Source organism: Microbacterium flavum (genome assembly GCF_018717645.1).
GTDB classification, from domain to species: domain Bacteria; phylum Actinomycetota; class Actinomycetes; order Actinomycetales; family Microbacteriaceae; genus Microbacterium; species Microbacterium flavum.
Map to the genome: position 1 here is coordinate 264,941 of NZ_JAFLHG010000004.1, position 14,052 is coordinate 278,992.

Consider the following 14,052-nt stretch of genomic DNA (forward strand, 5'->3'; position numbering starts at 1 on the left):
AACCGCTTCCGGCTGCGGCGGCTCAGCCCGCGAGCCAGGTCGAGTAGAACGACGGACGGCCGACCGACTCGGTCGCGAAGCCCTGGACCTTCGCTGTGAGCCCGAAGACCTGCGGCTCTTCGAAGATCGGCAGGATGTAGGCGTTCTCGGCGAGGTAGGTCTGCGCCGCCTCGGAGGCCGCCTGGCGTTCGGGCGTCGTCGGGTCGGAGGCGACGGCCTGCAGCAGGGCGTCCAGCTGCGGGTCGCCGACGGAGCCGTCGGCCGGGTCGAGGTTGAGCAGCGTGTTGCGGTTCTTCGAGAAGTACTGCGACTTCAGGACGTCGAAGTCCGCGCGCCCGACCATCGAGTGGTACACCTGGATCGTGCTCTGATCCGTGGACGCCTTGGTCTGCGCAGCCATGTCGCCGGCGAACAGCGAGACCTGGATGCCGAGCTTCCCGAGCTGCTCCTGGATGAGGGTCACGACCTCCTTCGAGCGCGGCTGCGGCAGCGCCTCGTTGAACGCGAGCGACAGCTTCTCACCATCCTTCTCGCGGATGCCGTCGGCCCCCTTCTTCCAGCCGGCCTCATCGAGGAGGGTCGCCGCCTTCTCGGGGTCGTACGCGTAGTACGAGGAGGTGTCGACGTAGCCGAGCGCGGTCGTGGCGAGGGCTCCGGTGGCGAGCGGATAGTTCTTCGTGAACAGGGTGTCGACGATCTCCTGGCGGTCGATGCCGGCGATGATCGCCTGGCGGACCTTGACGTCGGCCAGGCGCGGCTCGCGGAAGCGGAAGCTCAGCCCGTTGTTCACACCGTTGGTGGCGGCGGCGTGGAGGGACAGCCCGGACGCCGCGAACTGCGCCTCATCGGGTGCGGGGATGGTGCGGGCGATGTCCGCCTGGCCTGCGACGACCGTGCCGACACGGACGCTGTTCTCGGCGGCGAGGACGTAGTCGACGCCGGCGAGGTACGCCGCGCCCTGGTGCTTCAGCGAGGGCGGGGCCCAGTTGTAGTCGTCCCGCGCGGTCACGCTCGTCTTGGTGCCGATCTCCTCGCCGGAGATGACGAACGGGCCGCTGCCGATGATGTCCTTCGCGTTGCCCGGACCGAACTGCTCGCCGGTGCGGTCGAGGGTGGCGTCGGAGAGGAGTCCGGAGTTGATCGTGGAGACGGCCTGCGCGAAGCCGGGCGAGGGCGCAGTGAAGTGGAACACGACCGTGTGATCGCCCGTGACCTCGCCGTGGTCGTAGTTGTTGATCGCCTCGGAGATCGGGAGGGCGCGACCCGAGTCGCCCGTGCCGTAGAGGTCGATGTTCTTCACGACGTTCGCCGCGGTCAGCGGGGTGCCGTCGGAGTAGGTGACATCCGTGCGCAGGTCGAACGTGTACTCGGTCGCATCCGCGTTCACCGTGTAGTCGGTCGCGATCCACGGCTCGAGCTCGAGGGTCTCGGGGTTCTGGTACAGCAGCCGGTCGGTGACGTTGTTGACGATGCCGCCGTTGGGGTAGAAGCCCGCGGACGGCGGGTAGAGCGTCGTCCAGGTCTGCGGTTCGAGATAGGTGAGCGTGCCGCCGGACTTCGGCTCGCCTCCCTCGGAGACGGTCGGGGTCGCGGCGCCGGACGCGCACCCGGCGAGAAGGACGACCGCGGCGAGGGTGGCTGCCGCGGAGACGGCGATGCGGGTGATTCGGGACATGGTGGTCTCCTGTGTGCGCCGGGAGGCGACGTGGTGTGCGGGAGATCCACCACATCACGCGGCCGCTCCGCCGGGCGAACCCGCGGTCACGTTTCGTAACCGGCGTGCGCAGCCCGAAGGCTCACACCCAGGGTCAGCCCGAAGGCTCACACAGGAGTCAGCCCAGGAGTCAGCCCTGGGGCGTCAGGATCGCGACGGGGTACTGCGCCAGAAGCTCGGCGAGGAGGGTCGCGCCGCCGGTCACGGTGCGGCCCGTCAGCTCATCGCGCCAGGCGCCGCCGACGCGTCGGGGCAGGAGCACCGCGGCATCCCCCCACCCTCCGTGTGCGGCCAGGCCGACCGGAAGGCGCGTCGCGACGGCGATCGCGCCGCCGCGGTCGAACGCGAGGGCGTGAGCGGACGCCGCGCCGACGGTCTCGAGCGGCGTGTACCTCGTGAGGAGCTCGGGGCGGTCCCGCCGCACGCGCAGCGCGCGCGAGACGAGGAGGAGCTTCGCCGCGCCGCTGTCATCGACCTGCGGCATCCATCCCCCGTCGAGTCGGGAGAGGAGCGCGCGCCGGGCCGCGTAGTCGACCGGGCGGCGGTTGTCGGGGTCGACCAGCGACAGGTCCCACAGCTCCGTGCCCTGGTAGACGTCGGGGGTGCCGGGGCCGAGGAGCTGGAGCAGCTTCGCCGACAGCGAGTTCACCCGTCCGGGCGCGACGATCTCGGCGACATACCCCTCGACGACCGGCCGCGCCGGACCGAAGGCCGCGTCGACGAGCGCGTGGATGCGCTCCTCGAACGCCCCATCGGGGTCCTCCCAGCTCGTTCCGACGCCGCCTTCGCGCGCCGCCTTCTCGGCGTACGCGTGCAGCCGCTCGCGCAGAGCGGGGTCGTCGGACCATGCCCCGACGACCGCTTGCCACAGCAGGTCGTCGAGCGGGCCGTCCCCCGTCGACGCGACTCCGCGGAGCTCGTCGAGGGTCGCGCGCCACCGGTCGGGGGTCTCGGCGAGGACGGCGAGCCGGGCGCGGACATCCTCGGAGCGCTTCGTGTCGTGCGTCGTCAGCGTCGTCATCGCCTGGGGCCAGGATGCCTCGCGACGCGCGAGCGCCTCGTGGAATCCGTCGGGCGTCAGCGCGAAGGCGGCCAGGTCGCCGCCGACCTCGTTCAGCGACGTGAGGCGCGGGTAGCGGTAGAACGCGCGGTCCTCGACGCCCTTGGCCATCACCGGCCCCGTCGTCTGCATGAACCGGCGTGAGAACTCCGTGCCCGCCTCCGCCGCGAGGCGGCCGAGCGCGGCGATGGTCTCCGCGAGATCCGGGCGGGCGGCGGAGGCCGCTCGGACCGCGTGGTCCATGTGATCGGTGCCCGCCGGCAGATACGAGCGGTAGACGGGGAACCAGGTCAGGAGCTCGGCGAGGGCATCGCGCAGCGTGGCATCCTCGGGAAGGTCCGCGCGATCCGCCGCGGGCAGGACGCGCATCATCCGGCCGACCTCCGCCGCTTGGGAGGTGTCGGCGACCTCCCGCTTGGCCGTGGCGATGAGGGATGCCGCGTCGGCCGGGGCGCCCCGGAGCGCGCGGTCGAGGTCGTTCAGAGGCGCCTCGCCCCCGGGGTCGGTGAGCACCCGGTCGATCTCGCCGAGCGCGTCGTACCCGGTCGTGCCGTCGGTCCGCCACCAGCCGGGGAGCGCCTCGCCCGGCTCGAGGATCTTCTCCACGAGGGTGTACGCGCCGCCCGTGGTCTCCGCGAGCACGTCGAGGTAGCCGCCGGGGTCGGCGAGCCCGTCGGGGTGGTCGATGCGCAGGCCGTCGACGAGTCCCTCGCGGAACCAGCGCGCCACCTCGGCGTGCGACCACGCGAAGACCTCGGGGTCCTCCACCCGGACCCCGGCGAGCGAGGTGACGGTGAAGAAGCGCCGGTAGTTCAGGAGGTCGGCGTCGCGACGCCAGAACCCGAGCTCCCAGTGCTGACGCGCGAGCACGTCGCGCACCGCGGTGGGGTCCGTCGTCGCGTGCAGGGGCGCCGTGCCGGCCGCGAGCGGCAGGACGAGGTCGAAGTAGCGCGCCGTCCCGGAGCCGCCCTCGCCGACGCCCTCTTCTCCGGCCCGAGGCGGGGAGACCTCGATCTCGCCGCGCCCGAGGACCTCGTCGAGCTCGCCGCCGAGCACGGGCAGACGCACGCGTCCCCCGCCGACCTCCCAATCGATGTCGAAGGCGCTCGCGTACCGCGACGCGCGCCCGGCGGCCAGCACGTCCCACCACCACGGGTTCTCCGACGGGTCGGCGACGCCCTGATGGTTCGGGACGATGTCGACGAGGATGCCGAGCTTCGCCGCCCGCGCGGCCGCGACGAACCGGTCCAGGCCCGCCTTGCCGCCGCGCTCCTGGTCGACCCGCGTCGGATCGACGACGTCGTAGCCGTGCTCCGACCCCGCGGCCGCCTGCAGGATCGGCGAGAGGTAAGCCCAGTCCACCCCGAGGGCGTGCAGGTACGGCGCGACCTCCGCCGCGGCATCCAGGTCGAAGGATGCGCGCGTCTGCAGCCGGTAGGTCGAGCGCGGCGCGCCCCGCCGCGAGCCGTCCGCGCGCATCCCGGCCATCAGTGGCGCAGCTCCGACTGCGGCGCGGGCGAGGGGACGATGTCGATCGGCGTCGTCAGTGCGGCGAGCGAGGCGGCGACCGAGTGATCGACCTCCGGCTGGTCGGCCTCGTGCTGGCAGAGCAGCATCAGCGACCGCGCGGAGACGGCGACGGCATCTCCCCCGCGCAAGGGCTCCTCGTCGGTGCGCTGGCCGGCGGTGTCGACGAGGACCTCCCAGGCGGGGCTGAACTCCGCCTTCGGGATCGTGAACTCCACGTCGTCGTCGCCGGCGTTGAAGAGCACGAAGAAGTGCTTGTCGTGGATCTCCTGGCCGCGCCGATCGCGCTCGCGGATGCCGTCGCCGTTGAGGAACACGCCGACCGCGCGCCCGAAGCCCGAGTCCCAGTCATCCGGCTGCATCTCGGTGCCGTCGGGCCGCAGCCAGGCGATGTCCGGGACGGGCGCCCCCGCTTCCCTGCGCACGGGACGGCCGTTGAAGAACCGGCTGCGCCGGAAGGTCGGGTGCTCGCGTCGCAGACGGGTCAGCGCCGCGGTGAACTCGATGAGCGGCTGGTCGATGTGCTCCCAGTCGATCCACGTGATCTCGTTGTCCTGCGCGTACCCGTTGTTGTTGCCCTCCTGGGTGCGCCCGAGCTCGTCGCCGTGCGAGATCATCGGCACGCCCTGGCTGATCAGCAGCGTCGCGAGGAAGTTGCGCTGCTGGCGGCCGCGCAGCGTCAGGATCGCCTGGTCGTCGGTCGGGCCCTCGACCCCGCAGTTCCACGAGCGGTTGTGCGATTCGCCGTCGTTGTTGTCCTCGCCGTTGGCCTCGTTGTGCTTCTCGTTGTACGAGACGAGGTCGCGGAGGGTGAACCCGTCGTGCGCGGTGACGAAGTTGATGGATGCCACGGGGCGGCGCCCGTCGTGCTCGTACAGGTCAGCGGAGCCCGTCAGTCGCGAGGCGAACTCGCCGAGGGTCGACGGCTCACCGCGCCAGAAGTCGCGCGTCGTGTCGCGGTACTTGCCGTTCCACTCCGTCCACTGCGGCGGGAAGTTGCCCACCTGGTAGCCGCCGGGGCCGATGTCCCAGGGCTCGGCGATGAGCTTGACCTGCGAGATCACCGGATCCTGCTGGATGATCTCGAAGAAGGCGGCGAGGCGGTCGACTTCGTAGAACTCGCGCGCGAGCGTCGCGGCGAGGTCGAAGCGGAAGCCGTCGACGTGCATCTCGAGCACCCAGTAGCGCAGCGAGTCCATGATGAGCTGCAGCGTGTGCGGGTTGCCGACGTTCATGCTGTTGCCGGTGCCGGTGTAGTCCGTGTAGTAGCGCTTGTCGCTGTCTTCGAGACGGTAGTAGGCCTCGTTGTCGATGCCGCGCATCGACAACGTGGGGCCCATGTGGTTGCCCTCGGCGGTGTGGTTGTAGACCACGTCGAGGATGACCTCGATGCCGGCGGCGTGGAGCGAGCGCACCATGCCCTTGAACTCCTGCACCTGCTGGCCGCGCTGGCCGGCGGAGGAGTACGTGTTCTGCGGCGCGAGGAAGGCGATCGTGTTGTAGCCCCAGTAGTTGGACAGGCCCTTCTCCTGCAGCGTCGAGTCGTTGACGAACTGGTGCACGGGCATCAGCTCGATCGCCGTGACGCCGATGCGCTTGAGGTGCTCGACGATGACGGGGTGCCCGATCGCGCTGTACGTCCCGCGGATCTCCTCCGGGATGTCGGGATGCCGCTCGGTCAGGCCCTTCACGTGCGCCTCGTAGATGACCGACTCGGCATACGGGGTCTTCGGCTGCCGGTCGCCCGCCCAGTCGAAGAAGGGGTTGATGACGACACCCTTCATCATCGACGCGGCGGAATCGTCGTCGTTGCGGGAGTCGGGGTCGCCGAACTGGTAGCCGAACACGGACTGGTTCCAGTCGATCTGCCCGTCGACGGCCTTCGCGTACGGGTCGAGCAGCAGCTTGCTCGGGTTGTAGCGCTGTCCGTTCGCGGGGTCGTTCGGGCCGTATACGCGGTAGCCGTAGCGGGTGCCCGGCTGCACGGTCGGGAGGTAGGCGTGCCAGACGTGCGCGTCGACATCGCGGAGCGGAACGCGGGTCTCCTTGCCGCGGTCGCCGAACAGGCACAGCTCCACCCTCTCGGCGCCGTCGCTGAAGAGGGCGAAGTTCGTGCCGCTCCCGTCGAAGGTCGCCCCGAGCGGATAAGCGGATCCCGGCCAAACCTGCATGTGCGTCTCCCCTGTCGGCCCGACGCGTGTCGGGCGCCCCTCAGCCTAGGCTCTGCGCGTGTCTGGGAGATATCGCCGGCGACCCCTGGACGGATCGCCCCCCAGCGACTAAGGCTCCCCACGCCCGGCAGGGGTCAGCGCAGGGAGAGCTGCTCGTCCAGGTAGTCCGCGAGAGGGCGGGGACGTCCCGTGGGGCTCCAGCGCACGCTCGGGATGCCGCCCCGCATCGAGAGCGGGCCCTGCTCCACTCCTGCCGCCAGGGCGTCGAGGTCGAGCGGGGCGGCGCCCAGGTGCACGACCTCGCCGTCGGTGAAGCCCCCGCGTGCGGCCGCTGCGGCGCGTTCGGACCGCTCCCGCTGGGCCTGCGCCGTGTAGCCGCGCACCGCGTCGGTGCGGGCGCGCAGCACCTCGCCGGTCGCATACACCGCGTCATCCGCGATGAGGAGCACCCCCACGTGCCATACCGCGTCCAGCGGGACGATCCGCGGCGCCCGCCCGAAGCCGAGGAGCTTCCGCGCCGCCGCCCAGTCGCCCCGGCGTTCGCGGGGCGAACCGGCGAGGCGGCGGCGCGCATCGTCGAACAGCGCGTGCACCGCCGTCGAGGCATCCATCCTCACGCGCGATCGTGCGCCGGCTCGGCGGGTCGGGCGACCCGGTCGCCGCGCAGGGACATCCCGATCAGCGGGAACAGCAGCACCGACAGCATGCCGGCGCCGACGAGCACCGACCGGAACCCGCTCGAGATGAGTCCTGCGTCGACGCCGATGGCGGTGACCGCGACGATGATCGGCAGCCCGGTCGCCCCGAGCAGCGTGACAGCCGCCTTGGTCCGCCGGCTCGCGCGCTCGGGCGCCGCGAGCATCGAGGGCAGTCCGCGCACGATCAGCATCACGAGCAGCGCGAGGGGCACCATCGCGAGCAGCCGAGGGTCATCGAGCAGCGCCGCCAGGTCGAAGGTCACGCCGGTGTAGATGAAGAACAGCGGAACCAGGAATCCGAAGGCGAGCGCCTCGACCTTGCTCTCGACGGCCTCGCGATCGGCGGGGTCCGCGTCCCGCATCAGCAGACGCCAGAGGACGCCCGCCGCGAAGGCGCCGAGCAGCATGTCGAGCTGCAGTGCGATACTGAGCGCGACGAGGCCGGTCAGGATCAGCATCACCACACGCACGGCGAACTGTCCCGAGGTGTGCAGCGTGGCGTTCACGAAGCGGTGCAGCGCACCCTGCGGCACCTTCATGGCGTACCAGATCGCTCCGGCCGCGATCAGGATGAAGCCCGCGAGGACGACGGTCGCCACTCCCGGCCGGTGGCTGCCGAGCAGGATCGAGATCGCGATCAGCGGGCCGAACTCGCCCACGGCGCCCACGGCGCCGACAGCGCTGCCGAACGGGGTGCGCAGCTCGCCGGCATCGCGCAGGATCGGCAGCAGCGTGCCGAGGGCCGTGGAGGCCAGGGCGATGCCGATCACGATCGCGCCGAGACCCGGCGCGACGAGCATGCCGACGGCGACGCCGAGAGCGATCGAGATGAACCACCCTCCGATCGCACGCCTGCCCGTGCGCCCGCGGAGCGCGGCGAACTCGATCTCCGTGCCGGCGACGAAGAACAGCATCGCGAGGCCGAACTCGGACAGCAGCCCGACGATATGGCTCGGTCCGGTCCACCCGAGCACGCTCGGCCCCACCAGGATGCCGAGGACCAGCTCGAACACCACGATCGGCACGCGCAGCCACGGTCCGATGGCGCGGGCGGCGAGAGGCGCCAGCACCGCGAGGAGCGGGATCAGCACGATGGCGCTGTCGAGGTCGTCCACGGCTGACCCCTCACTCCCCGGGCTGCGGCCGTGAGGGACGCGCGCTCGGAGGACGCGGGCCGGGCCGCACCGTCAGATCACTGATCACGGCGTCGCGCGGGAGGTCGATCGCGGTGAGGATCGCCGTGGCGACCGACTCCGGGTCGATGAACCGGGCGGGGTCGTACTCGGCGCCCTCCTGCGCGTGGACCTCGACCTGCATCGGCGTCGCGGTGCGACCGGGGTAGACCGACGTGACACGGACGCCGTGGGGCGCCTCCTCACCGCGGAGCGCATCGGCGAGCGCCTTGAGGCCGTGCTTGGATGCCGCGTACGCGGCCCAGGCGGGGTGCGCGGTGAGCCCCGCGCCCGAGTTGACGAAGACCACCTGCCCCCGCGCCGCGCGGATGCGCGGCAGGAGCGCCCGCGTGAGCTCGGCCGGCGCCACGAGGTTCACGGCGAGCTGTGCCTGCCATGCCGTGACCGGCAGGTCGCCGACCGCGCCGAGTTCGACGACACCCGCCGCGTGGATGAGCGTGTCGATCTCCTCCGGGAGCCGAACGCCCTCACCGGCGGCCGCACCCGCCGCGGCGAGCGCGGCGCCGAGGGATGCCGGGTCGGCGAGGTCCGCGACGATCGTCGCCGCTCCCGTGAAGTCCTCCCGCAGCTGACCCGCTCGCGCCTCGCTCCGCGCGATGAGGACGAGCCGGTCGCCGCGAGCGTGGAGGCGCCCGGCGACGATCCGCCCGATGCCCGAGCCGGCTCCGGTGACGACGTGGGTGAGGGTCATGGCACCCATCCTCGCACCCGCCTCCCGATCGGCGCGGTCCGCGCTCCTTCAGACCCCGCCGTCGATCGAGCGCACGAAGTCGCCGGGCTCGTCGGGCACCATGACGGGCGTCGCGCGGTTGAGGCTGCGACCGGCGAAGAAGGGCTTCGACCGCGGGAAGGCGTACCAGATGAACATCAGCACCACGCCGACCAGCAGCGCGCCGATGCCGACGACGAACGTCCCCCCGACGCCCAGGAGCACCGTGTTGCCGTAGTCGACGTCGTACATGTCGATCGCGGACTGGACGAAGGCGAACGTCAGCATGAGAGCGCCCAGCAGCGGGAAGATCCCCTTGAACCACAGGTCCCGCGCCGAACGGGCGAGGTCGCGGCGGTAGTACCAGACGCAGGCGTATCCGGTGATCGCATAGTAGAACGCGATCGCGAGCCCGAGGGAGAGGATCGAATCCTGCAGGATGTTGTCGCTGACGAGCGTCATCCCGACGTAGTAGCAGATCGCCACGATCCCGCCGACGATCGTGGAGAACGACGGCGTCTTGTAAACGGGGTGCACCGTCTTGAACCGGGCCGGAAGCGCCCGGTAGACGCCCATCGCGAGCGTCCCGCGCGCGGTCGGCAGGATCGTCGTCTGCGTCGAGGAGACCGCCGAGATGAGCACGGCCACCACGAGCAGCCACCCCCACGGCCCGAGCAGCCCGTCCTTGATCGCGAGGAAGAAGTCGTCCGCGTTGGCCTCGTTGCCCAGGCCCGTCCCGTCCTCACCCAGCCCGGCGTACATCATCGCGGCGATCGTGACGGAGACGTAGGTGAGCAGCAGGATGACCGTGGTCAGCAGCGCCGCCCGGCCGGGGATGCGCTTCGGGTCCTTGGTCTCCTCGTTGAGGGCGAGGCACGTGTCCCAGCCCCAGTAGATGAACAGTGCCAGCAGGATCGCCTCGGTGAACCCGTGGAAGTCGGTGAAGGCGAAGGGGTTGAACCACTCCCAGTCGAACGGGGTCGGGTTCGGCGCCGTGCCCGCGAAGAACTGCCAGAGCGCCGCGACGACGAAGATCGCGAGCGCGATGTACTGGACGGCGAGCAGGACGTTCTGGATCCGCTCGCCGATCTCGACGCCGCGCCAGCTCACCCAGGTCATCGCCGCGATGAAGAGCACGGCGACGAGGATGATGCGCCAGTCGTTGTTCGCGAGGTCGAGGCCGAAGAGGTCCCAGAAGTAGATCGAGGCGACCTGGGCGAGGTTGGCGAGGACGACCATCCCCGCGACCGCGACGCCCCAGCCGCCCATCCAGCCGACCCACGGTCCGAACGCCTTCGTGCCCCAGGTGAACGTCGTGCCGCAGTCGGGGATCTCGTTGTTGAGCTCGCGATACGCGAACGCGATGAAGAGCATCGGGACGAACGCGATGATGAAGGCGATCGGAGCCTGGCCGCCGACGGCGAGCACGACGAACCCGAGCGTGGCCACCAGCGAGTAGACCGGCGCGGTGGATGCCAGGCCGATGACGGTCGATCCCCAGAGGCCGAGAGTGCCGGCCGCGAGCCCCTTCCCGTCGGAGCGTTCCAGATGGATGGGGGTGGTGCTGCCGAAATCGCTCATCACGTGGACCTCCGGGCCGGGCTGTCGGGTTGCCCTGCACAGTAGCGGGACGCGGCGGGCAGGAGCGCTGGCCGCGGCGGCGAATCTCATTCACGCCATGGACGCCGCGTACAGCCGTGGCAGACGGCCGTCCCCGCCGGCCGGGCTCAGAGGATGCCGACGCGGTGGACGGCCGAGCTCAGCGACGTGCCGTTCACGTCGAGGTAGAGCTCCCCCTCCGTCACGGAGAGCGTGAGCGTGTTCCGGCGCTCGACCGACGCGGCCACGGCGTCGACGAAACCGGGGTCGAAGCTCGTGAGGACGATGTCCTCGGCGCGGTGGATCTTCTTCCCCGCCCACAGCGGGAGCACCTTCGCCGGGTCACGGTGCGTGTACACCGCCGCACGACCGGCGAGCCGGCTCCCGTGGTGCAGGCGCTCGGCATCCGGAGCCCCGACCTCGATCCAGGCGGTCTCGCGGCCCGTGGCGTCGCGGACCATCACCGCCGGCTCGTTCGTCGCCGAGATCCCTTCGCTGAAGGCGATGCCCTCCTCGTACTCGAGGCAGTAGGCGAGAAGCCGCATCACGAGGAATGCCGTCGTCTCGGAGGGGTGCTGGCCCAGCCGCAGCGTCAGATCCTCGTAGACGCCCCGGTCCAGGTCCGCCAGCTGGACGTCGAAGGTATGCATCACCACGCCGATCGCCATGGTCCGAGCCTAGGGCCGGAGCGGACGCCGCCCGACTATCGTGGTTCTGCGTGGGAGGATCAGCGGTGAGCACGATGGACGACAGCGCGCGGGTCGATGCGATCGCGCGCTACCGCATCCTGGGCGCGCCGGCGGAGCCGAACCTCGAGGGGCTCGCGCGTCTGGCCGCGACGCTGTGCGCCGTCCCCACGGCCGTCGTGAACATCATCGACGACACCCGTCAGCATCAAGTGGCGGCGGTCGGCGTCGCCGCGGAGATCTGCCGCCGCGAGGACTCGATGTGCGCCGTCGTGCTGCAGGATGCCCGGCACGTGCTCGTCGGCGATGCGCGCACCGACGCCCGCTTCGCGCAGAACCCGTTCGTGACCGGCGAGCTCGGCCGCATCCGCTTCTACGCGTCCAGCCCCCTCGTCACCCCCGACGGGGTCTCGATCGGGACCCTCTGCGTCTTCGCCGAGGACGCGGGCACTCTCACGCCGGAGCAGAGCGCCGCTCTCGACCTCCTCGCCCGCCAGGCGGTCGAGGTGCTGGAGCTGCGTCGCGCGACCCTGGAGCTCGCTCGGTCGAATCGGCAGCTCGCGCAGTTCGCGGGCCGGGTGAGCCACGATCTCCGCAACCCGCTGGCCGCGATCGTCGGTCAGCTCGACCTCGCGGCGGAGGGCCTCGATGCCGGCGCCCTCGCGCAGGCCTCGCGCGCGATCGGCCGCGCCGACGCCGCCGCGACGCGGATGGACGAGATGATCACCGGGCTCCTCTCCTACGCGCGTCTGGGCGGCGAGCAACCGGCGCTCACTGAGATCCCCGTCGCCGGGCTCATCGCCGAGGTCATCGCGGACCTGCACACGGTCATCGGCTCCACCGACGCGACGGTGGAGGTGGATGCCGCAGACGGCACCGTGGTCGGCGACCGAGCGCTCCTGCGGATGCTCGTGCAGAACCTCGTGTCGAACGCCGTGAAGTTCTCCGCGGGCACCGCGCCCGGCGCCGTACGCCCGCTCGTGCAGATCCGGGCCCGACGCGACGTCGACCGCCCCGTCTGGAGCCTGACCGTCGACGACAACGGCCCCGGCATCCCCGCGGAGCTGCGTGATCGCGTATTCGAGCTGATGGAGCGCGGGAACGCGGGAGCCGTGCCCGGGCTCGGGATCGGCCTCGCGACCTGCCGGATGATCGTCGAGGCGCACGGCGGGCGGATCCTCGTCGAGAGCGCCCCCGCCGGAGGCGCTCGCGTGCGCGTGGACCTCCCGCTCCGCGCGGCGAGTGCGGCGCGGCCCCTGCCCGCCGCACTCCTCGAGCAGGGTCCCCGGTCGGCGATCCGCGGTTAGGGTGGACCGCATGACCGGGCCCGCCGATCCCGCCGATCCGGCCTCTCCCGCCGATCGCACGGCCTCGCGCTCGCGGGGCAGCTACGCGAAGGGCGTGGCGCGTCGGCAGGAGATCCTCGACCGCGCGATCGAGGTCTTCGCGCAGCGCGGCGGCAGCCGCACGAGCCTCCGCGCGATCGCGCAGGAGGTCGGGGTCACCCACGCGGCGCTCACCCACTACTTCGGCTCGCTCGACGAGCTCCTCGTCGCGGTCTATCGCGAGGCCGCGCGGCGCGGCGAGGGGGCGGACGCGGCGCCGGATGCCGCGCGCGCGGACCTCCCGCAGACCCCCGCGGAGTCGATGCGGAGCGCCGCCGCGCGCAACCGCGCCATCCCCGGGATGGTCGAGCTGTACTCGACGCTCGTCGTCTCGGCCCTCGACGGCGACCACCCGGCCGCGCACGCCTTCGTCACGGACCGATTCGCCGCGCTGCGTGTCGAGCTCGCCCGTCAGGTGACCGATCTGCAGGCCGCGGGACGGATCCGCCGCGACGTCGATCCGCAGCTGGCGGCCGCGCTCGTCATCGCGGCATCCGACGGCCTGCAGTCGCAGTGGCTGCTCGACGCCGCCGTCGACCACGAGGCGGCACTCGCGCTGCTGGACCGTCTGCTCGCCCCGCCGATCTGAGAGACCGATCCGCGGACCATCCGGTCAGGCGAAGCGCACGACCTGCTGCAGGCGCGTGCGGATGTCGAAAAGCTCGTTGCCGCCGATGTCGCGTGCACCGGTGAGTCCGCGTCGGAGCACCGTCTGCAGCGCTGAGCGCGCGACCACGGCGACGAGGAGTCCGCGCACTTTGCCGACCTCCTCGATCGCCTGCGCGACGTCGTCGTCGGGCAGCACGATGATCACGCCGCTGAACCGCACGCGCGCCGCGCGGCCGAGCGCCCGCGCCCCGGCGACGGTGTCGGCGATCGGGGCGCCGACGACCCCGTCCCCGATGAGCTCGCCCCGACGGAGGCGGATCGGCCCGCCGACGTCCTCGCTGAGGACGGCGTACAGGCCGCTCGGCCCGAGGATGACGTGATCGAGCTTGTGGTCGGGGTCGCGCGGGTCGGCGGCGACATCGTGCCACACCGTGTACCCCATGCCGAGATCGCCCACGGCTCGGGCGGTCGCCTCCTCGGCGAGCGCGTCCGCGAGCAGGCGTCGCAGCTCTCGCGGGGCGGTCCGGACGAGCGCCGGATCGTACGGGTCGGGAAGGTCGGCGCCGCGGCCGGCCCACTCGCGCATGAGCGTCAGGTAGCTCTCGCGGCGCCGGCCGCCCGGCTGCCCGAACGACCGCGCGCGCGGTCGGGTGTCGTGCGCCGCGCGCGGGGGCCGCCACCCCGACGACCCGCCGTCGCCG

At 71.7% G+C, this 14,052-nt stretch carries 11 protein-coding genes; 2 read left to right on the forward strand and 9 right to left on the reverse strand.

All coding sequences use genetic code 11. The annotated features are described in order from the left end of the window. Positions 1-22 precede the first annotated feature (22 nt). The 8 genes from J0P97_RS06245 to J0P97_RS06280 form a co-directional block, all read right to left on the reverse strand. Entirely contained in the window at positions 23-1,675 is a 1,653-nt protein-coding gene (locus J0P97_RS06245; RefSeq protein WP_215486903.1) for a TIGR04028 family ABC transporter substrate-binding protein, read from the reverse strand. Between the two features lie 169 nt (positions 1,676-1,844). Continuing rightward, complete coding sequence (treY, locus tag J0P97_RS06250) at positions 1,845-4,262, reverse strand: malto-oligosyltrehalose synthase (RefSeq protein ID WP_246539849.1); 2,418 nt, start codon at positions 4,260-4,262, stop codon at positions 1,845-1,847. Beyond that, positions 4,262-6,472: a glycogen debranching protein GlgX gene (gene glgX / locus J0P97_RS06255; protein ID WP_215486904.1), complete on the reverse strand. Its 2,211-nt coding sequence runs from the start codon at positions 6,470-6,472 to the stop codon at positions 4,262-4,264. The genes treY and glgX overlap by 1 nt, the downstream gene beginning before the upstream one ends. Before the next feature lie 134 nt (positions 6,473-6,606). Next, the gene (locus J0P97_RS06260; RefSeq protein ID WP_215486905.1) at positions 6,607-7,083 is read right to left on the reverse strand and encodes a glutaminase; all 477 of its coding nucleotides are present in this window, start codon (positions 7,081-7,083) and stop codon (positions 6,607-6,609) included. Between the two features lie 2 nt (positions 7,084-7,085). Beyond that, on the reverse strand, positions 7,086-8,285 hold the full coding sequence (locus J0P97_RS06265) for a cation:proton antiporter (protein ID WP_215486906.1): 1,200 nt from the start codon (positions 8,283-8,285) through the stop codon (positions 7,086-7,088). A gap of 10 nt (positions 8,286-8,295) precedes the next feature. Then, positions 8,296-9,054 carry an SDR family oxidoreductase gene (locus tag J0P97_RS06270; protein ID WP_215486907.1) on the reverse strand — a complete coding sequence of 253 codons (759 nt, stop codon included), beginning with the start codon at positions 9,052-9,054 and terminating at the stop codon, positions 8,296-8,298. 48 nt (positions 9,055-9,102) lie between these two features. Beyond that, complete coding sequence (locus J0P97_RS06275; RefSeq protein WP_215486908.1) at positions 9,103-10,653, reverse strand: APC family permease; 1,551 nt, start codon at positions 10,651-10,653, stop codon at positions 9,103-9,105. Between the two features lie 146 nt (positions 10,654-10,799). Beyond that, on the reverse strand, positions 10,800-11,339 hold the full coding sequence (locus tag J0P97_RS06280) for a YaeQ family protein (protein WP_215486909.1): 540 nt from the start codon (positions 11,337-11,339) through the stop codon (positions 10,800-10,802). Between the two features lie 74 nt (positions 11,340-11,413). On the opposite strand from J0P97_RS06280, the gene J0P97_RS06285 reads away from it, so the two are divergent. Then, positions 11,414-12,664 carry a sensor histidine kinase gene (locus J0P97_RS06285; RefSeq protein ID WP_246539907.1) on the forward strand — a complete coding sequence of 417 codons (1,251 nt, stop codon included), beginning with the start codon at positions 11,414-11,416 and terminating at the stop codon, positions 12,662-12,664. Between the two features lie 10 nt (positions 12,665-12,674). After that, positions 12,675-13,331 (forward strand): TetR/AcrR family transcriptional regulator, encoded by a 657-nt coding sequence (locus J0P97_RS06290; RefSeq protein WP_215486911.1) that lies wholly within the window; start codon positions 12,675-12,677, stop codon positions 13,329-13,331. A gap of 24 nt (positions 13,332-13,355) precedes the next feature. Here J0P97_RS06290 and J0P97_RS06295 read toward each other — a convergent pair. Further along, a partial coding sequence (locus J0P97_RS06295; protein WP_215486912.1) for a nuclease-related domain-containing protein occupies positions 13,356-14,052 on the reverse strand: 697 nt, incomplete at its 5' end.